Consider the following 18,827-nt stretch of genomic DNA (forward strand, 5'->3'; position numbering starts at 1 on the left):
TGCGGGGAACGGCGCCGGGCCGCTGTGGTTGGGTGCCGGTATGTTCGCGATCTCGGCTGCACGCATCTCGTTCGACGACCCCCTGTCCGGTCTGGAGGCCGGTGAGCGGCCCGACCCCGCGCCCCGCGAGGGGTGGACCACTGTCCGGGTCAGGGCCGCCGCGCTCAACCACCACGACCTCTGGAGCCTGCGCGGGGTCGCGCTGAGCGAGGACCGCCTCCCGATGGTCCTCGGCGGGGACGCCGCTGGGATCGACGAGGACGGCAACGAGGTCATCGTGCACGGGGTGGTCCGGGAACCGTCGGAACCGGGCCGCTCACCGCGCTTCTCCCTCCTCTCGGAGATCCACGACGGAACCCTCGCGGAGAAGGTGCTGGTCCCCCGCGCGAATCTCGTCCCCAAACCCCCGGAGCTGTCCTTCGAGGAGGCGGCCTGCCTGCCCACCGCCTGGCTGACCGCCTACAGCATGCTCTTCGGCAAGGCCGACCTGAGGCCCGGTTCCACGGTCCTCGTGCAGGGCGCCGGTGGAGGGGTCTCCGCCGCCCTCGTCGCGATGGCCGCGCGGGTCGGGCACCGCGTGTACGTCACCAGCAGGAGCGAGGAGAAGCGCGCCCGCGCCCTCGGGCTGGGCGCCCACGCCGCGCTGCCCTCAGGGGAGCGACTCCCGGAGAAGGTGGACGTGGTCTTCGACTCGGTCGGACAGGCCACCTGGCGGCACTCCCTCCACTCGCTCAAGCCCGGCGGCGCCGTCGTCACCTGCGGGGCCACCAGCGGCGACGCCCCCTCCGCCGAGCTCGCCCGGGTCTTCTTCCTCCAGCTGCGGGTGCTCGGCTCGACCATGGGCACCAAGGAGGAACTGGTCGCCCTCACCGAGATGTGCGTACGCACCGGGCTGCGTCCCGTGATCGACCGGGTGCTGCCGCTCGGGGACGCCCGCGAGGCCTTCAGGGCGCTGGCGGCCGGTGAGCAGTTCGGCAAGATCGTCCTCGTGCCCTAGCCGTAGGGGAGGGCCGCTCACCGCGGTGTGGAACCGGTCTTCGTGGTGAGGCGACCACCCCACGAACGAAGGGTGGGGCGTAGGTCCGTTCCCCGGCGCGGACCAACGGCGGGACCGCTCGACCTCGCCGTTGGTTTGGGACGGGCACACGCGAGGGGCCCGGGGCGGTCACCGCCCCGGGCCCCTCACGCTGACGTGGGGTTACTCGTCGTCGTCCTCGTCGCGGCGGCGCTTCTTCTTGCCGTCGCGGCCCGGGCGCAGCAGCGCCTCGGCCAGGGCGAGCACGGTCTCCTCCAGCGAGGAGAACCGCTTGGTGATGTCGTCGTGCGAGTTCTCGACCGCCTCGGTGACGGTCTCCTCCAGCTCGTGGCGGTCCGGGCGCTGCTTGAGCTCACGGATGACCGGGTCCACCGCCGTGGTGACGTGGGAGTCGATCTCGTCGAGCCTGCCGGAGTGGTCCAGCAGTGGACGGTCCACCAGTTCGGTCAGGCGGCGGTGCAGCTCACTGACCTCCAGGGTCTGCGGCAGCTGGTTGAGGCGCTGGTTGAGCGCCTCCAGACGGTCGTCGATGGCCTCCATGCGGCCGTCGACGCCCTCGAAGTGACCGCTGACGCCCTCGAACTGGCCCTCGACGCCGTTGACCCGGCCGTCGATGCCGTCCAGGCGGCCGTTGAGGCCGTCGATCCGGCCGTCGACGCGGTCGATCTTGCCCTCGACGCCCTCGAAGCTGCCCTCGAAGTGGCCCTCGAAGGTGTCGAACCGGTCGGTGAGGCGGCCCAGCTCGTGGTCGACCTTGCCGGTGATCTGCGACAGGTGGTTGTCCACCTTGCCGTTGAGGCTCTCGCGGTGGCGCTCCAGCCGCTCGTCGAGCGCGGTGCGGTGGGCGTCGGCCTGGTCGGTCAGCGCCTCGGTCAGCGTCTGGTGCCGGTCCTCGGCCTCCGAGGCCAGCTTGGCGTTGTCCTCCTGGACGAACGCCCGCAGCTCGGCCAGGTCGGCGGCGACCTTCGCGGCGTCCTCCGCGATCCGGGTGGAGAGGGAGTCGGTGCGCTTGGTCAGCGACTCGCGCAGCCCCTCGGCGGTGCTCTCGGCGTGCTCGCGGGTCTCGGTGCGACCCAGTTCGATCTGCTCGTCGAGCTCGGCCAGGCGCTGGCGCACGTGCGAACGCAGGTCGTTCAGGGACTTCTCGTGGTTCTCCCGCAGCTTGGCGAGCGAACCGGTGACGTCCGCGACGGCCGCGGTGGCCTCGGCGTGGTTCTCCTCGGCCTGGGTGTTCAGGTGGCCGACGCTCTCGGTGACCTTGCCGGTGATCTCCTCGTGGCGCTTCTGGGAAGCGGCCGCGTGGTCCCTCAGCTCCTGGGAGAGGGTGTCGTGGCGCTCGCCGGAGGCCGTGGCGAGGGCGCCCAGCTCCTCGGCGAGGGCGGTGGTGCGCTCACCCAGCTCGCCGGTGTTCTCCTGGAGGCGGGAGAGCAGAGTCTCGTGCTGCTCGGCGGTGCGCTCCTCGACGAAGCCGCGCAGTGCGGTCGTGCGCTCCTCCAGGGAGGAGGTGAGGCCGGTGGTGACGCGCTCACCGAGTTCGGCGGTGGCGGTCTCCAGGGCCTCGCGGTGCTCCTGACCGGCCGTTTCGAGGGCCTCGCGGCTCTCCTTCACGGCGGTCTCGACGGTCGAGCGGCTCTCGGAGATCGCCTCGGCCAGCTGCTCCCTGCCCTCGGCCAGGGTGGTGCGGACCGTGGCGCTCAGCTCCTCGTGGCGCTCGCCCAGGGTGGTGTCCAGGGCGGACAGCGAGGCCTCGATCGCCTCGGCGCGGGTGCCGAGGTCGGCCAGGGCCCGGTCCAGGGCGTCCAGGCGGGTGCCGACGGTCTCGCCCAGCTCGGTGACGCGCTCGCTGATCTCGGTGACCTGCTCGGAGGTGCGGTTGCCGGTCTCGGCCATGCGCTGGAGCCGAGTGAGGGCGGTGTCCAGGTGTCCGGCCACGCGCTGGGTGTCGGCCCGCAGGGACGACATCTCCGACAGCGGCTTGACCTGCCTGCCGACCACCTCGATGTGCTCGGCCAGGGCCTCGGCCCACTCGGGCGGACGTGCCAGGAAGTCGTCGATCCGACCGTCGACGGTGGTGATCGCCTCGGCGAGCGCGGTCAGTTCGCGCTCGCGCAGCTCGCGGAGCAGCCACTCCATGCCCTCAAGGCGCTGGCGCATCTCCTCGCTGACGGCACCCTGGGACTTCTGCTCGGAGACGTGCTCCTGGGCGGCCTGGGAGAGCAGGTCACGCATCCGGTCGGAGACTCCGGCCTGGCCTCCAGCGTTGAGGAAGTTGTGATTGGTCTGTTCCACCGAGGTGCTCCTTATGGTTCTGGCGCTCCCGCCCACTTCGCCGCACGGTGGTCGCGCGGACGGGTTCTCGATGGTCCCCGGGCGGTCGATGCACCGCGCCGACCGCGCCCCAATGTGACCGAAGTGTGACTGTGTGTATACAAGGGGGGCGTGGGTCCGGTGCCGACCGAACCGCTGAACGGATCACACGAGCACGGCCTTCCGGAGAACCCATGAGAAGGGAAAGAAATCTGCGGCGCCAGTTTAACGACACAGTCCCACGAGACCCCAGGGGTCCGCGAAAGATATGGGTGCGGGAGATAACGATATGGTCTGCGCGGCCGGTTCCGAATGTGGCCCCGGTCGCACTCGAACGCGGGCCGAGGCGGTGCTTCCGGAGGTCCTATCCCGCTTCGGTTTCACGGCACAGCAGGTAGAACGGTTTCTCGCCGATTCGCGTGAGGACGACCGTCACCGATTCCGGTCCCGAGGCGCGCAGATCACGTCGGAGTTTCTCGGTGTCCACCGCCGAACCGCGTTTCTTGATCGTTACCGTTCCGGCCTTGTGCGCACGCACCGAGGAGCGCACGCGTTTCAGTGAGAACGGCGCGAACTCCAGCACCTCCAGCACCCGCCACAGGGGTGAGCGCTCGGGCCGGTCCGAGGTGAAGTAGGCGATCCGCTCGTCCAGCAGCGCGCCGTCCACCCGTGCCGCCGCCTCCGCCACGAGGTGGGAGCGGACCACGGCCGGGTCCGGGTCGTACAGGTAGCGCCGGGCGGGCGCGACCGGCGCCGGGCCCAGGCCCGTCTCCTCGTCCAGGTGCGCCACCGCGCCCTCTCTCGCCAACAGGCCCGCGCGCTCGTGCAGCACCGTCGCGCGCCGTCGTGGCCCGTCCGGGCCGAAGCCCAGCCCGCCGAACCACAGAGCGGTCTCCTTCAGCTCCCCGTCCACCGAGATCCACTCGGCTGACGCGGCGGGGGAGAGGACCTCGTGCGGAATCCCCGGGGCGGCCTTCAGGCACGCGGCCTCCGCACCCTCCGCGAGTCGGGTGGCCACGTCCCACGGTGGCGAGTAGGCGGCCGGGTCGAACACCCGGCCCCGCCCTCCGCGCCGGGCCGGGTCGCAGAACAGCAGGGGGTGGTCACCCACCGCGACCCCGTTCACGTCACCCTCCCGGACCCGGGCGTGCGCGGACAGCCCCAACGCCTCGATGTTGGCCCGGGCCACCGCCACGGTCAGGGGGTCGGCGTCCACGCCCTCCACCGGCACGCCGCGCCCGGCCAGGGCCAGGAGGTCGGCGCCGATCCCGCAGCACAGGTCGCCCGCGACGGCGCCCCCGGCCACCGAGGCGGGCAGGTGCCCGGCGGTGCGCTCGGCGCGGTACTCGGCCACGCTCCGGCGGGTGGACTGCTCCAGGCCGTTCGGGGTGAAGAACATGCGCGCGGCGTTCTGCCCGAACTTGGCCCGGCCGCGCTCCCGCAGGCCCACCTGGGTCATCACGGCGTTGACCAGTTCGGAAACCGGGAGGTCGGGGGCGAGCGCGGCGACCCGTGGGTCGGCGCGCAGCCGCGACGCGGTGGCCAGGGGGTCGCTGGCCGTGGCGGCGGGGTCCACCCCGGCGAGGACCTCCCGTCCCGCGTCGGTGAGCAGCGCCGAGAACGCGGGGACGCGCATGGAACCTCCTGCTGTGGGCACGACGGTGGGGCGGGCCCGCCCGTCGGTCCGGGCCCCCGCCACATTTCCATTCTGGCACTCTCGGGGGTAGAGTGCTAAACGCGACGAGGCCGGTCTGGCACCCGCGACGACAGGCCGCCGCGGTCGCCCCTTTTACGTGGTCGGTTCGTGCTCACGCATGGCCGACGTCAGATACACCGAGACTTTGAAGGGGGAGGTCACACCGTGTCGACCGCCACCAAGACCGTGCTGAAGCCGCTCGAGGACCGCGTCGTGGTCAGGACCCTGGAGGCTGAGCAGACCACCGCCTCCGGTCTGGTCATCCCGGACACCGCCAAGGAGAAGCCCCAGGAGGGCGAGATCCTGGCCGTGGGTCCCGGTCGCCTTGACGACAACGGCAAGCGCGTCGCCCTCGACGTGAACGTCGGCGACGTCGTCCTCTACAGCAAGTACGGCGGCACCGAGGTCAAGTACGACGGCCAGGAGTACCTGGTTCTCTCCGCCCGCGACCTCCTCGCGGTCGTCGAGAAGTAGCTCTCGGCGCAGAGCCTTCGAACATCCCGCACCGGTCGGCCCTGAAGCCGGGCGGGGCGGGATGTTCTCTTTCGACCCGAACCGTTAGAGGAAGTACTCACACATGCCGAAGATCCTGGAGTTCGAGGACGACGCCCGCCGCGCCCTCGAGCGGGGCGTGGACCGCCTCGCCAACGCCGTCAAGGTGACGCTCGGCCCGCGCGGCCGCAACGTCGTCATCGACAAGAAGTTCGGTGCCCCCACCATCACGAACGACGGCGTGACCGTCGCGCGTGAGATCGAGCTGGACGAGCCCTACGAGAACCTGGGCGCCCAGCTGGTCAAGGAGGTCGCCACCAAGACCAACGACGCCGCCGGTGACGGCACCACGACCGCCACCGTTCTGGCTCAGGCGCTGGTCCGCGAGGGCCTGCGCAGCGTCGCCGCCGGTGCCTCCCCGATGTCCCTCAAGAAGGGCATCGACGCCGCGGCCGTCCGGGTCTCCGAGATCCTGCTCGAGCGCGCCGTGCCGATCAAGGAGCGCGCCGACATCGCCTACGTGGCGACCAACTCCGCTCAGGACGCCCAGATCGGCGACCTCATCGCCGAGGCCTTCGACAAGGTCGGCAAGGACGGCGTCATCACGGTGGAGGAGTCCCCGACCTTCGGTCTGGAGCTCGACTTCACCGAGGGCCTCCAGTTCGACAAGGGCTACATCTCGCCCTACTTCGTCACCGACGGAGACCGTCAGGAGGCCGTCCTCGAGGACGCGCAGATCCTGATCAGCCAGGGCAAGATCGGCAACCTGAACGAGCTGCTCCCGCTGCTGGAGCAGGTCGTGCAGAGCAAAAAGCCGCTGCTGATCATCGCTGAGGACGTCGAGGGCGACGCCCTGGGCGCCCTGGTGCTCAACCGCATGCGCGGCACCCTCAACGTCGCCGCGGTCAAGGCGCCCGGCTTCGGCGAGCGCCGCAAGGCCATGCTCCAGGACATCGCCGTGCTCACCGGCGGCCAGGTCATCTCCGAGGAGGTCGGCCTGACCCTGGAGAACGCGGACCTGTCCGTGCTGGGCTCGGCCCGCCGCATCACCATCACCAAGGACACCACCACCGTCGTCGACGGTGGCGGCGAGCAGTCCGAGGTGGAGGACCGCGTTCGCCAGATCCGCAAGGAGATCGAGGCGAGCGACTCCGACTGGGACCGCGAGAAGCTCCAGGAGCGCCTGGCCAAGCTCGCGGGCGGCGTGTCCGTGCTGAGCGTCGGCGCGGCCACCGAGGTCGAGCTCAAGGAGAAGAAGCACCGTCTCGAGGACGCCATCTCGGCGACTCGCGCGGCCATCGAGGAGGGCATCGTCGCCGGTGGCGGCGCCTCCCTGGTGCACGCCTCCACCGCTCTGGACGACCTCGGCCTGACCGGCGACGAGGCCACGGGTGCGGCGATCGTCCGCCGCGCGCTGGTCGAGCCCGCCCGGTGGATCGCGGAGAACGCGGGCGCCGAGGGCTACGTGGTCACCCACCGCGTCTCCGAGATGGAGGTCGGTCACGGCTACAACGCCGCCACCGGCACCTACGGCGACCTGACCGCCGAGGGCATCCTCGACCCGGTCAAGGTCTCCCGCTCGGCCGTCCAGAACGCCGCTTCCATCGCTGGCATGCTGCTGACCACCGAGGTGCTGGTCGCGGACAAGCCCGAGGAGGACGCGGACGACGGTCACGGCCACGCCCACTAGGGACGTCGGTCGGTGTCCGTGAGGGCCCGGTCCGGGGGTGGGGCGCGCCGTCGTCCCACCCCCGCCCACTACCACGAGAGACCCGTTTCACACCCGCGACTACGTACCGTTTTCGGGCTATTTTCCCAAAATGTGACCATTCTGTAGTTGCTGATTGGAGTGGTTGGGTCCTCAACTGCGGGCATCATTCCTAACGTGACGGATGCAGGCGCCCGCGAGGGCGTTACCGCGCAGCGGCCAGGTACGCCCCCGGGGCACGAGGAGGCGGACCCCGCTCCGAGTGACACGGGGTTGAACCATCTGGGCTCACTCGCCGTCCGGGGCGACGACGGGGCCATGGACTCGCTCCTGCGCGAGGTCAGACCCATGGTGGTGCGGTACTGCCGGACCCGCCTGGCGCGGGTCGCGGGCCTGGCACACTACTCGGACGACGTCGCGCAGGAAGTGTGTATCGCCCTGCTCACGGCCGTCCCCCGTTACCAGGACCGGGGCAGGCCCTTCGCCTCGTTCGTGTTCGGCATCGCCGCGCACAAGGTCGCGGACACCCTCCGCGTGGCCGGTCGGGTGGAGACGGTCCCCACCGACACCGTGCCCGAACAGCCGGACGACGGTCCCGGCCCCGAGGAGTCGGCGGTCCGCGTGTCCGAGGCCCAGCGGGCCAGGGCCCTCCTCGACGAACTGCCCGAACAGCAGCGCACACTGCTGGTGATGCGGGTGATCACAGGACTCACAGCAGACGAGACGGGACATCTCCTTGGCATGTCGGCAGGCGCGGTACGGGTTGCCCAGCACCGAGCTATTGCTCGGCTTCGGAAGGTGGCCCTGGCGAACCGCGTCCTCCCCTGAGCACCGCGCCTCCCGCCCCGGAAGGCGCCGGTGCCCCTCGCGTCTCCGCCAGCGCGGCTACTGCCGCTACCCCCGCTGAGATCGCCGGGGCCGTTCCCCACGACGCGCGGAACGGCCCCCGAGACGGTCAGTCGTCGCTCTTGAGGGTCTTCATGGTCAGGTGGGACTCCACTCTCAGCACGGCGGGATGCCCCATCAGCCTGCTGGTGAGGAAGGCCTCGTAGGCGACGTGGTCAGCGATCCTCACCCGGAGGAAGTAGTCGGGGCGGCCGTACATCCGGCGGAACTCCACGATCTCCTCGTAGGCCGCCACGGTCTCCTCGAACTCCTGGACGGTCGCACTGTCCTGGGCGTAGATCTCCACGTCGAGGAGCACCTCCAGCCCCCGGCCCAGCCGCTCGGAGTCCACCACGGCCCGGTACCCCGTGATGACCCCCGACTCCTCCAGCCGCTTGACCCGGCGCAGGCAGGGAGGCGGGGTCAGCCCCACCCGACGCGCCAACTCGACGTTGGACAACCGGCCGTCCTGGCGTAGTTGGAACAGGATTTCACGGTCGACCCCATCGAGTGCATGTTCGTTGCTCATCCGGTCATTCTAGGGCTCAGGAACGAAACCATATAAGGCTCGATCTTTTCTAAAATGTCCTCATGCCTAGGAAATCTGACCTGCGGTCGACCTTCGTCGACTCCGCACCGGTGGGCCTGGCGCTCGTCCCCCTCGGTCTGGCCTTCGGAGTGCTCGTGGTCCAGGCGGGCCTGGACTGGTGGTGGGCCGGGGTGTCGGCCGCGCTCGTCTACGCCGGATCGTTCGAGTTCCTGCTGATCGGCATGGTCACCGCCGCCGCCCCGCTGACCGCTATCGCCGCGGCCGCGTTGATGGTGAACTTCCGCCACGTCTTCTACGCCCTGTCGTTTCCCCTGGACCGGATCAGGGGTCGCGCGGGCAGGGCCTACGCCACGTTCGCGCTCACCGACGAGGCCTACGCCCTGACCGCGTCCGAGCGCGCCCGCGCCTGGACGGGGCGGCGCGTCCTGTACTCACAGCTGTTCATGCACCTGTACTGGACTGGGAGCGCGACCGTCGGAGCCCTGCTCGGCGGCCTCATTCCCGAGGGCGTCCAGGGGCTGGACTTCGCCCTCACCGCACTGTTCACGGTGCTGGCCCTGGACGCGCTGCGGGACCTCAGGGGCGAGGTGTCCACCCCGGTGCTCGCGCTCGCGAGTGCCCTGGCCGCGTGGGTCCTCTTCCCCGACCAGATGCTCCTCGTCGCCTTCTCCCTGTTCACGGCTGGTCTGCTCGCTCACCGGCTCGTACTCCGAAGGAAGCCCGCTCATGTCTGACACCCACTACGCCGTGGCCGCCGTCCTGGTCACCGCAGCCGTGACCTGGAGTCTGCGCGCGGCGCCCTTCGCCGCCCTGGCACCGCTGCGCGCCAGTGAGACCATGGGTCACCTCAGCGTCCGCATGCCCGCCGGGGTCATGGTGATCCTGGTCGTGTACTGCCTGAGCGACCTGCCCCTGCCGCAACCGCAGTCCCTGGTGCCGCTGGGCGCCCTGGCCGTCACCGTCGGCCTGCACCTGTGGCGGCGCGAAGCCCTGCTGAGCATCCTGGGCGGCACGGCCGTCCACGTGGTGCTGGCCAGCACACTCGTCCCCCACTGACTCCGTCACCGGCCCCCGGGCCTGCGGCTCGACCAGCGAACCCGGCCCGGGGCGGTGGCCGATTCGTGACCTAGGTGACCGGGCGAACACCGCATTCCACCTGGGCGGTGCCGGACGACGACCTAGGATGAGACGACACGCGGGGGCGATCCGCGCAGGTGTTGCCGGGAACAGCGGAGGTTGTGTCATGAGCCAGGACCACAGCGACTACGGGAGGAAGCTGCTTCCGCCGGGGCTGACCTACGACGACGTCCTGCTGGTACCGGCCTACTCGGACCTCCAGCCGGGCGAGGTGGACACCACGACGAAGCTCTCCCGCAACATCAGCCTCAGCATCCCCCTGCTCTCCGCGGCGATGGACACCGTCACCGAGGCCCGCATGGCCGTGGCGATGGCCCGTCAGGGCGGCGCCGGGGTGCTGCACCGCAACCTCTCCGCCGAGGACCAGGCCGGCCAGATCGACCTCGTGAAGCGCTCCGAGGCGGGCATGGTCACCGACCCGGTCACCTGTCACCCCGAGGACGACCTCGCGGAGGTCGAGCGCCTCTGCGCCCACTACCGCATCTCCGGTGTCCCGGTCACCGACGCCCAGGGCGCGCTGGTGGGCATCGTGACCAACCGCGACATGCGTTTCGAGGACGACCGCTCCCGGCTGGTCCGCGACGTCATGACCACCGAGAACCTGGTCACCGCCCCCGTCGGCGTCAGCCGCGAACGCGCCTTCGAGCTCCTTCGTGAGCACAAGGTCGAGAAGCTTCCCCTGGTCGACGGCCAGAACCGCCTGCGCGGGCTCATCACCGTCAAGGACTTCATCAAGAGCGAGCAGTTCCCGAACGCCACCAAGGACTCCAACGGGCGTCTGGTCGTCGGTGGCGCGGTTGGTGTGGGCACCGAGGCCGAGGAGCGCGCCAAGCTGCTCATCGACGCCGGGGTCGACTTCATCGTGGTCGACACCGCCCACGGCCACTCCTCCGGGCTCGCCGACATGGTCGCCAAGCTCAAGGCCAACTCCCGCGCGGACATCGTCGCGGGCAACGTCGCCACCCGCGCCGGTGCCCAGCTGCTGATCGACGCCGGGGCCGACGCCGTCAAGGTCGGGGTGGGCCCCGGCTCCATCTGCACCACCCGCGTCGTCGCCGGTGTGGGCGCCCCGCAGCTCACCGCCATCCTGGAGGCCGGGCTGGCCTGCGGCCCCGCCGGTGTCCCGCTGATCGCGGACGGCGGCCTCCAGTACTCCGGCGAGATCGCCAAGGCCATCGTCGCCGGTGCCAGCACCGTCATGCTCGGCAGCCTCCTCGCGGGTGTCGAGGAGAGCCCGGGCGAGCTCATCTTCATCAACGGCAAGCAGTTCAAGGCCTACCGGGGCATGGGTTCGCTCGGCGCCATGCGCGGCCGCTCCTTCTCCAAGGACCGCTACGCCCAGGCCGACGTGTCCTCCGAGGACAAGCTGGTTCCCGAGGGCATCGAGGGTCAGGTGCCGTTCCGCGGCCCGCTGTCCGCGGTGGCCCACCAGCTGGTCGGCGGCCTGCACCAGTCCATGTGGTACGCGGGCAGCCGCACCGTGCCGGAGCTGCGCGAGCGCGGCCAGCTGATGCGCATCACCAGCGCGGGGCTGCGCGAGAGCCACCCGCACGACATCAAGATGACCGTGGAAGCGCCGAACTACAACGCGCGCTAGTCGGCGCGGGGACGGCGCCGGATCCGGTCCGACCACGGACGGATAGACTCGCGTCCGCGGTCAAGCGCTGGTCGACCGACCGGCGCCGCACGTCAGAGGGGAAGCGAACAGTTGGCTCAGGTGGAGATCGGGCTGGGCAAGAACGGGCGTCGCGCCTACGAGCTCGACGAGATCGGGATCGTGCCCGCACGACGGACCCGCGACCCGGAGGAGGTGTCGATCGCCTGGCAGATCGACGCCTACCGGTTCGAGACGCCCCTGGTCGTCAGCCCCATGGACAGTGTGGCCTCGCCCAAGACCGTCGTGGCCGTGGGTGAGCAGGGCGGTCTCGGCGTCCTCGACCTCGAGGGTCTGTGGACCCGCTACGAGGACCCGGAGCCGCTGCTCCAGGAGATCCGCGAACTCGACGACGTCGCCGCGACCAAGCGACTCCAGGAGATCTACGCGGCGCCGATCCAGGAGGAGCTGATCGGCCGCCGGATCGAGGAGATCCGTGACGCCGGCCTGGTCACGGCCGCCCGGCTGTCGCCGCAGCGCACCGCCCAGTACCACAAGGCCGTCGTGGACGCCGGGGTCGACATCTTCGTGATCCGCGGCACCACGGTGTCGGCCGAGCACGTCTCCGGGCGCGCCGAGCCGCTCAACCTCAAGCAGTTCATCTACGACCTCGACGTGCCGGTCGTGGTCGGCGGCTGCGCCACCTACACCGCCGCCCTGCACCTGATGCGTACCGGTGCCGCCGGTGTGCTGGTCGGGTTCGGCGGCGGCTCCGGCCACACCACCCGCTCCGTGCTGGGTGTGGCCGTCCCCATGGCCAGCGCCATCGGTGACGTCGCCGCGGCCCGCCGCGACTACCTCGACGAGTCCGGCGGCCGCTACGTGCACGTCATCGCGGACGGCGGCATGACCGGCAGCGGTGACATCGCCAAGGCCCTGGCCTGCGGCGCCGACGCCGTCATGGTGGGGTCCCCGCTGGCCCGCGCCACCGAGGCGCCCGGCGGCGGCTACCACTGGGGCAGCGAGGCGCACCACAACGAACTGCCGCGCGGCGAGCGGGTCGAGGTGGGCACCATCGGTGACCTCAGGTCGATCCTGCACGGCCCGGCCTCCACCAGCGACGGTTCCATGAACCTCATGGGCGCGCTGCGTCGGACCATGGCCACCTCGGGCTACACCGACCTCAAGGAGTTCCAGCGGGTCGAGGTCGTGGTGAACCCGCACCGTTAGGGAGTGACGGCGGGGTTCCTCCCGCAGGTCGGACCAGACGCGAGTGTGAGGGGGCGTCCCGGAGAACCGGGGCGCCCCCCGCGTCGTCCGAGGGGGGTGCGTCCGAACCGCCACAGTGTGCCACTATGGTGCGTGTTTTTGAGTCTCGTGATCCGATGGTGACTTTCTCTTGGAGGACCGCATGGGTGACAGTGAGTCCGGTGCCCCCGGGGCGACCGGTCCCTCCGAGGTGCCCCGCGCCCAGGAGGAGCCCCGCTCCGCCGAGGCCCGGCGCGAGTCCGGCGCCGCCGAGGCGCGCCGCGCCCGGGGCCACCGTCGGCGCCGCCGACGCGGACCGGCGGTCGCGGTCAGCCTCGCACTGGTCGTCTGCCTGCTGGTGACGGCGGGCGTCGTGGTCCTGGTCGGCCGCGTGTCCAGTGCCCTCAACGACTGGGAGGCGCCGGCCGCCGACGCCACCCCGGAGATCGGCACCATCGAGACCCCTCCGCACGACCAGCTCACCGGGCCACCCGCCCAGACCGGGGTGACCGCCCGGGAGAACGGCGACCCGGACGAGTCCGCCGTCGGCGCGGACGAGCGGTCCGGCCCGGCCGAGGTGCTGCGTCCCAGCGACGAGTGGCTGGACGAGGTCTCCGCGAACACCGGCATCCCGCGCAGGGCCATGGAGGGATACGCCAGCGCCCAGCTGGTGCTCGACGCCGACCAGTCCTCGTGCCAGCTGTCCTGGCCCACGCTGGCGGGCATCGGCTACGTGGAGTCCCGCCACGGCACCTACGCGGGCGGTGAGCTCGGCCCGGACGGCAACACCACCGTCGACATCATCGGCATCCCGCTGGACGGCACCAACAACACGCAGGCCATCCCCGACACCGACGGCGGTGAGCTGGACGGCGACACCGAGTGGGACCGGGCGATCGGCCCCATGCAGTTCATCCCCAGCACCTGGGCCCGGTGGGGCGAGTCGCTGGAGGGCGGTACCCCCGACCCGCACAACATCGACGACGCCGCCCTGGCCTCCGCCCGCTACCTGTGCGACGAGGGACGCGACCTCACCTCCGCGCAGGACTGGGAGTCGGCGGTCCTGGAGTACAACCGCTCCTCCGCCTACGTCAGCGACGTCCTGGCCTACGCGCACGCCTACGCCGACGCCGCCTGAGTCCCGTTCGGACCGTTCGGACCGGTCCCGGAGGTAATCCGGCGGTATGGGGTGTGGCAACCCACGTCCCTGACGGCCTCCGGTTAGCCTGGGGCCCCACCACTCCGGGTATGCGCCTTGGTGGGACACCGATCGAAAGGGAGGACCATCCATGGCGACCACCTGGTTGGGGCCGAAGGGGCGCACCGAGGCGCTCGCGTCGATGGCCGACGAGGAGCTCGACGTCCTCGTGGTGGGCGGCGGGATCGTGGGCGCGGGCATCGCGCTGGACGCGGTCTCGCGCGGGCTCTCCACGGGTCTGATCGAGGCGCGGGACTTCGCCTCCGGGACGTCCAGCAGGTCCAGCAAGCTCATCCACGGCGGCCTCCGCTACCTGGAACAACTCGACTTCGAGCTGGTCCGCGAGGCCCTGCACGAGCGCGGTCTCCTGCTCACGACCATCGCACCGCACCTGGTCCGCCCGGTGCCGTTCCTCTTCCCGTTCCAGCACCACTGGGAGCGGTTCTACATCGGCGCGGGCGTCACCCTGTACGACACCCTGGCGATGACCTCGCGCAACAACCGGGGGCTGCCCTCGCACCGGCACCTGACCAGGTCCGGCGCGCTCCGGGTCTTCCCCGCGCTCAAGCGCGGCGCCCTGGCCGGGGCGGTCCAGTACTGGGACTGCCAGGTGGACGACGCCCGGTTCGTCACCACCGTCCTGCGCACCGCCGCCGGACTCGGGGCGCGGATCGCCTCGCGGGTCCAGGCCGTCGAGTTCCTGCGCGAGGGCGAGCACGTGGTCGGTGCGACCGCCGCCGACCTGGAGACCGGCGAGAAGAAGCAGATCCGCGCGCGACAGGTGGTGAACGCCGCCGGTGTGTGGACCGACGACATCCAGGAGATGGTGGGCGGTCGCGGCCAGATCCACGTGAGCGCGTCCAAGGGCGTGCACCTCGTGGTGCCCCGGGACCGCATCCAGGCCTCGTCCGGGATGATCCTCCAGACGGAGAAGAGCGTGCTCTTCGTGATCCCCTGGGGCCGCCACTGGATCATCGGGACCACCGACACCCCCTGGGACCTGGACAAGGAGAACCCGGCGGCGTCGCGGGCCGACATCGACTACGTCCTGGACCACGTCAACCAGGTGCTGCGCACGCCCCTGGGCCGCGACGACGTCGAGGGCGTCTACGCGGGGCTGCGGCCGCTGCTGTCGGGGGAGTCCGAGGAGACCTCGAAGCTCTCCCGTGAACACACGGTCGCGCACCCCGTGCCGGGGCTCGTCCTCATCGCGGGCGGCAAGTACACCACCTACCGGGTCATGGCCAAGGACGCGGTGGACGCGGTCGCGCACGGGCTGGGTGGCGCGGTCCCCGCCTCGGTCACCGACAAGCTGCCGCTGGTGGGCGCGGACGGTTACGCGGCCCTGTACAACCAGCGGCACCGGCTGGCCCGCGACTCCGGACTGCACGTCTCCCGGATCTCGCACCTGTTGCGCCGGTACGGTTCCGGGGTGCACGACGTCCTCGACCTGATCCGGGAGCGGCCGGACCTGCGGGAGCCGCTGAAGGGCGGTGAGGACTACCTGCGGGCCGAGGTCGTCTACGCGGTGGAGGCCGAGGGCGCCCGCCACCTGGAGGACGTCCTGTCCCGGCGCACCCGGATCACCTTCGAGACCTGGGACCGGGGCATCGCTGCCGCCGAGTCCGCCGCCGCGCTCATGGCGGAGCCGCTCGGCTGGACCAGGGAACAGGTCGAGCGCGAGGTGGAGTACTACCGCAAGGGCATCGAGGCCGAGCGCGCCGCACAGGAACAGGACACGGACCAGGAGGCCGACGCGGTCCAGCACGGTGCTCCGGAGATCGTGCCGGACATCCACGTGGGCAGGCCCGGAGGGCGTTCCTGAGGGGTGTCCCCGGGGTGCGGAGCCCCTCGGTCGGGTTCGTATTGTTGCTGATCACTGATCCGGCCGTTGTGGTTTGTGGCACATCGTGGGGTTAGGGTGCGTGGAGTCACCCCCTGTCGCGTTCACCCGCCGAAGGACCCCCGCCCCATGATCAAGGTGCTGCTAGTAGAGGACGACGTGCGCCTCGCCGACGCCCTCGCCGGCGCGCTGGAGACGTACGGCTACGAGGTCGACCAGGTGAGGACCGCGGGGGGCGCCCTGAGCGCGCCCCCCGCGGACATCGTCCTGCTCGACCTCGGCCTGCCCGACATGGACGGAGTGGAACTGTGCCAGCGCATCCGTGAGCGGCCGGACTTCGGGGACACCGCGATCATCATGGTCACCGCCCGCCGACAGCAGCGCGAACGGATCCTCGGACTGCGCTCCGGCGCGGACGACTACGTGGTGAAGCCGTTGGCCATAGAGGAGCTGTGCGCCCGGATGGAGGCGGTCCTGCGCCGTACCGGCGGTCGGGTCGGCACGGTCCTGGAGACCGGGCCGCTGCGGGTGGACCTGTCCACCCGCACCGTCGAGTGTTCCGGCCGCCCCGTGGAGCTGACCCGGAAGGAGTTCGACCTCCTCGTCGTCCTGTTGAGGGAGTCGGGCGGGGTGGTCTCCCGGGAGCACCTCCTGCTCCGGGTCTGGCAGACCGCCTGGCCGGGCACCCTGCGCACCCTCGAAGTGCACATCGGCACGCTCCGGTCGAAGCTGGGTTCGCCCGGGTTGATCCGGACGGTGCGCGGGGTCGGCTACCAGCTCGTGACCAGCGAGTACACGGCCGCCGGGGCCACCGCGGCCCCGGCCTCCCGGTGAGGGGGCGGCTCTGGCGCGGGTCGGGGCCTCGCGTCACGGGGGTCCCGCGCGCGAGAGGGGCACGTTGATGCACCGGCGTGTGGTCACCGTCTACGTCTCCCTGCTGGTGGTCGCCTGCCTGGCGCTGGCCTTCCCCCTGTGCGGGAACATCGCCGCCCGGGGCACCTCCGACATGGTCCTCGACCGGATCAACGACACCGCCCGGTTCGCCGGACTGGCCGAGCCCGGGGTGCTGTCGGGGTCGGAGGGGGCCCTGTCCGGTCTGGTCAGCGAGCTCACGGTCTACGAGCAGGTGTACGGGATCACCGCCGTCGTGGTGGACCGGGACGGTCGGGTGGTGGCCGCCTCACGGCCCGGCCTCACCCTGGAGGACCTGGATCCCCAGGGCCGGTCCGACAGCGAGGAGCCGCTGACGGGGCCGGTGCGCGGCGCGCTGGCGGGCAACCGCAGGGCGGCGGACAGCGTGGTCTGGCCGTGGCAGGACGGGCCACTGGTGGTCGCGGAGCCCATCGGCAGCTCGGGTGAGGTGGTCGGGGCGGCCGTCACCGCCTCACCGACCGGAGCGCTGCGCCGCGCCACCCTCGGACAGTGGGTCGTGGCGTGGCTGGTGGTGACCGCCCTGATGGTGGCGGGCATCGCCGTGGCCGGTCCGCTCACCCGGTGGATCCTGCGGCCCATCGACGACCTGGCCCAGGCCACCCGGGCCGTGAGCGGGGGCAGCCTGGACACGCGGGTGCGGACGGCGGCCGGGCCCGAGGAGCTCCGCAGGCTGGGGGAGTCCTTCAACCAGATGGCCGACACCATCACCTCCATGCTGGAGAGCCAGCGCACCTTCGTGGCCTACGCGGGACACCAGGTGCGCAATCCTTTGGCGGCGTTGCGCCTGCGGGTGGGGGGACTGGCCCGGCACCTGGGCGACGAGGGGCTGCGGGAGCACGGGCTGGCACTGGACGAGGTGGACCGGCTCACCCGGATCTGCGACAGCCTGCTCACCCTGGCGCAGGCCGAGGACGCCGAGCACTCCATGGTGTGGGAGGACGCCAGGGAGGTGGCGGAGCTGAGGGTGGCCGCGTGGGGCCCCATCGCCGACCGCGCGGGTGCCGTGCTGACGTGCTCGGGTGAGGAGTCCGCCCTGGTGCGGTGCGTGGAGGGGACACTGGACCAGGCCCTCGACGCCCTCATCGACAACGCGCTCAAGTTCGGCGGCGCGGGGGTGTGGATCACCGTCCACGTGGGCGCGCCGGTGGGGGAGGGCGACGGCGGGCACCTGGACGTGCACGTGGTGGACGACGGTCCGGGGCTCCCCGACGACCAGCTCGACCAGGCCACACGGGCGTTCTGGCGTGACGGCGGTGGGGGAGGGGGATCCGGGCTGGGGCTGTCCATCGTGGTCACGCTCCTGGAGCTTCAGGGGGCGAGCCTGTCCCTGTCCTCCCGGGAGCCGCACGGGATCGACGCCCGCCTGCGGTTCCGCCTGGCCGCACACGCCGAGGACGGGGCCGACGCCGAGTCCGAGTCCGTGGGGGCCCCGGAGAGCGCCTGAGCGGTGTTCCGAGAGGGATCCGGGGCGACGGACGGGCGCGGTCCGCCGGGGGATCCGGCCGGCGAGCGCCTGGCGCCGTCGGCGCCGTTGGTCTCCGGCGGTGACGACCCGGGGCGGCGCGGTGGCCGGGGATCGGCGCGTCGCACTCCGTCACTCCTCGCGACGGCACCCCCGGAGGAGGATCGCGACCATGCGCTTGGCGTCGGCCTGGTCGTAGTCGGGGCCGGTGATGCAGAGGTTTCCGATGGCGCGCATGAGCGTGTAGGCGCCGATGTCGGGGCCGAGTTCGTCGTGGGCGACGCAGGCGTCGAGCAGCGTGGCGCAGGCCGGGAGGAGGGTGTCGAGCATGAGGGCGTGGAGGTTCTCCATCCCCGGGTCACCGGACCCCAGCGCGGCGCCGAGGCCGTGCTTGGTCACCAGGAAATCCACGAACGCGTCCACCCAGTGCGTCAGGGCGGTGAACGGAGAGGCGGATTCCGCCAGGAGTCGGGGCGCGAGCGCGGCGCAGGTGTCGATCTGGTGCCGGTAGACGGCGGTGACCAGGTCCGCCCGGGTCGGGAAGTTCCGGTAGATCGTGCCGACGCCGACGCCCGCGCGCGCGGCGATGTCGCGGATGGGGGCCTGGACGCCCTGGTCCACGAAGGCCGCCGCCGCGGCGTCCAGCACGGCGTCGCGCGTGCGTCGCGCCTGTGCCTGGCGTACTCCGACGGGTTCCGACACGGGCCCTCCCTTGTTCGCGGAACAGTGTTCCGCTAA

Annotated in this window: 16 protein-coding genes; 12 read left to right on the forward strand and 4 right to left on the reverse strand. The window is 71.4% G+C overall.

What is annotated here, in order from left to right; all coding sequences use genetic code 11:
• The first annotated feature begins 40 nt into the window (after positions 1–40).
• A complete protein-coding gene (locus tag ACFW3L_RS18660; RefSeq protein ID WP_378742106.1) occupies positions 41–997 on the forward strand; it encodes a zinc-binding dehydrogenase in 957 nt (318 codons plus the stop codon).
• Positions 998–1,198: 201 nt separating this feature from the next.
• Here the strand turns inward: ACFW3L_RS18660 and ACFW3L_RS18665 are convergent, their stop codons facing one another.
• Both ACFW3L_RS18665 and ACFW3L_RS18670 read right to left on the reverse strand, forming a co-directional pair.
• Positions 1,199–3,325 (reverse strand): hypothetical protein, encoded by a 2,127-nt coding sequence (locus ACFW3L_RS18665; protein ID WP_378742108.1) that lies wholly within the window; start codon positions 3,323–3,325, stop codon positions 1,199–1,201.
• 382 nt (positions 3,326–3,707) lie between these two features.
• On the reverse strand, positions 3,708–4,979 hold the full coding sequence (locus ACFW3L_RS18670) for an SAM-dependent methyltransferase (RefSeq protein WP_378742110.1): 1,272 nt from the start codon (positions 4,977–4,979) through the stop codon (positions 3,708–3,710).
• 225 nt (positions 4,980–5,204) lie between these two features.
• Here ACFW3L_RS18670 and groES point away from each other — a divergent pair, with 225 nt between their 5' ends.
• The 3 genes from groES to ACFW3L_RS18685 all read left to right on the forward strand — a co-directional run bounded on the left by groES (position 5,205) and on the right by ACFW3L_RS18685 (position 8,067).
• On the forward strand, positions 5,205–5,513 hold the full coding sequence (gene groES / locus ACFW3L_RS18675; protein WP_017543880.1) for a co-chaperone GroES: 309 nt from the start codon (positions 5,205–5,207) through the stop codon (positions 5,511–5,513).
• A 103-nt stretch (positions 5,514–5,616) separates the two neighbouring features.
• Positions 5,617–7,221, forward strand: coding sequence for a chaperonin GroEL (gene groL, locus ACFW3L_RS18680; protein WP_378742112.1), 1,605 nt, complete (start codon positions 5,617–5,619; stop codon positions 7,219–7,221).
• Between the two features lie 195 nt (positions 7,222–7,416).
• Positions 7,417–8,067, forward strand: coding sequence for a sigma-70 family RNA polymerase sigma factor (locus tag ACFW3L_RS18685; RefSeq protein WP_378742114.1), 651 nt, complete (start codon positions 7,417–7,419; stop codon positions 8,065–8,067).
• Between the two features lie 127 nt (positions 8,068–8,194).
• On the opposite strand, the gene ACFW3L_RS18690 is transcribed toward ACFW3L_RS18685, so the two are convergent.
• Positions 8,195–8,653 carry an Lrp/AsnC family transcriptional regulator gene (locus tag ACFW3L_RS18690; RefSeq protein ID WP_378742116.1) on the reverse strand — a complete coding sequence of 153 codons (459 nt, stop codon included), beginning with the start codon at positions 8,651–8,653 and terminating at the stop codon, positions 8,195–8,197.
• Between the two features lie 62 nt (positions 8,654–8,715).
• On the opposite strand from ACFW3L_RS18690, the gene ACFW3L_RS18695 reads away from it, so the two are divergent.
• The 8 genes from ACFW3L_RS18695 (at position 8,716) to ACFW3L_RS18730 (ending at position 18,071) form a co-directional block, all read left to right on the forward strand.
• Positions 8,716–9,408, forward strand: a complete 693-nt coding sequence (locus ACFW3L_RS18695) for an AzlC family ABC transporter permease (protein WP_378742118.1) — start codon at positions 8,716–8,718, stop codon at positions 9,406–9,408.
• Positions 9,401–9,730, forward strand: a complete 330-nt coding sequence (locus ACFW3L_RS18700; protein WP_378742120.1) for a branched-chain amino acid transporter permease — start codon at positions 9,401–9,403, stop codon at positions 9,728–9,730. The genes ACFW3L_RS18695 and ACFW3L_RS18700 overlap by 8 nt, the downstream gene beginning before the upstream one ends.
• 187 nt (positions 9,731–9,917) lie before the next feature.
• Positions 9,918–11,408, forward strand: coding sequence for an IMP dehydrogenase (gene guaB / locus ACFW3L_RS18705; RefSeq protein WP_378742122.1), 1,491 nt, complete (start codon positions 9,918–9,920; stop codon positions 11,406–11,408).
• A gap of 120 nt (positions 11,409–11,528) precedes the next feature.
• Entirely contained in the window at positions 11,529–12,635 is a 1,107-nt protein-coding gene (locus ACFW3L_RS18710) for a GuaB3 family IMP dehydrogenase-related protein (RefSeq protein WP_378742451.1), read from the forward strand.
• Positions 12,636–12,816: 181 nt separating this feature from the next.
• The gene (locus ACFW3L_RS18715) at positions 12,817–13,791 is read left to right on the forward strand and encodes a lytic transglycosylase domain-containing protein (protein ID WP_378742124.1); all 975 of its coding nucleotides are present in this window, start codon (positions 12,817–12,819) and stop codon (positions 13,789–13,791) included.
• Positions 13,792–13,942: 151 nt separating this feature from the next.
• Positions 13,943–15,676 (forward strand): glycerol-3-phosphate dehydrogenase/oxidase, encoded by a 1,734-nt coding sequence (locus ACFW3L_RS18720; RefSeq protein ID WP_378742126.1) that lies wholly within the window; start codon positions 13,943–13,945, stop codon positions 15,674–15,676.
• Between the two features lie 147 nt (positions 15,677–15,823).
• Entirely contained in the window at positions 15,824–16,528 is a 705-nt protein-coding gene (locus ACFW3L_RS18725; protein WP_378742128.1) for a response regulator transcription factor, read from the forward strand.
• Positions 16,529–16,595: 67 nt separating this feature from the next.
• Positions 16,596–18,071 (forward strand): sensor histidine kinase, encoded by a 1,476-nt coding sequence (locus ACFW3L_RS18730; RefSeq protein WP_378742131.1) that lies wholly within the window; start codon positions 16,596–16,598, stop codon positions 18,069–18,071.
• Between the two features lie 150 nt (positions 18,072–18,221).
• On the opposite strand, the gene ACFW3L_RS18735 is transcribed toward ACFW3L_RS18730, so the two are convergent.
• Positions 18,222–18,791 (reverse strand): TetR/AcrR family transcriptional regulator, encoded by a 570-nt coding sequence (locus tag ACFW3L_RS18735; RefSeq protein WP_378742133.1) that lies wholly within the window; start codon positions 18,789–18,791, stop codon positions 18,222–18,224.
• Positions 18,792–18,827: the final 36 nt, after the last annotated feature.

The sequence above is a fragment of the Nocardiopsis sp. NPDC058789 genome, assembly GCF_042745575.1.
Classification (GTDB): Bacteria; Actinomycetota; Actinomycetes; order Streptosporangiales; family Streptosporangiaceae; genus Nocardiopsis; species Nocardiopsis eucommiae.

Bases quoted from the DNA above. Each gene is read 5' to 3' on its own strand.
- ACFW3L_RS18720 (WP_378742126.1), top strand. From the start codon at position 13,943: ATGGCGACCACCTGGTTGGGGCCGAAGGGGCGCACCGAGGCGCTCGCG.
- ACFW3L_RS18660 (WP_378742106.1), top strand. From the start codon at position 41: ATGTTCGCGATCTCGGCTGCACGCATCTCGTTCGACGACCCCCTGTCC.
- groL (WP_378742112.1), top strand. From the start codon at position 5,617: ATGCCGAAGATCCTGGAGTTCGAGGACGACGCCCGCCGCGCCCTCGAG.
- ACFW3L_RS18695 (WP_378742118.1), top strand. From the start codon at position 8,716: ATGCCTAGGAAATCTGACCTGCGGTCGACCTTCGTCGACTCCGCACCG.
- ACFW3L_RS18730 (WP_378742131.1), top strand. From the start codon at position 16,596: ATGCACCGGCGTGTGGTCACCGTCTACGTCTCCCTGCTGGTGGTCGCC.
- guaB (WP_378742122.1), top strand. From the start codon at position 9,918: ATGAGCCAGGACCACAGCGACTACGGGAGGAAGCTGCTTCCGCCGGGG.
- ACFW3L_RS18700 (WP_378742120.1), top strand. From the start codon at position 9,401: ATGTCTGACACCCACTACGCCGTGGCCGCCGTCCTGGTCACCGCAGCC.
- ACFW3L_RS18725 (WP_378742128.1), top strand. From the start codon at position 15,824: ATGATCAAGGTGCTGCTAGTAGAGGACGACGTGCGCCTCGCCGACGCC.
- ACFW3L_RS18715 (WP_378742124.1), top strand. From the start codon at position 12,817: ATGGGTGACAGTGAGTCCGGTGCCCCCGGGGCGACCGGTCCCTCCGAG.
- ACFW3L_RS18670 (WP_378742110.1), bottom strand. From the start codon at position 4,979: ATGCGCGTCCCCGCGTTCTCGGCGCTGCTCACCGACGCGGGACGGGAG.
- ACFW3L_RS18690 (WP_378742116.1), bottom strand. From the start codon at position 8,653: ATGAGCAACGAACATGCACTCGATGGGGTCGACCGTGAAATCCTGTTC.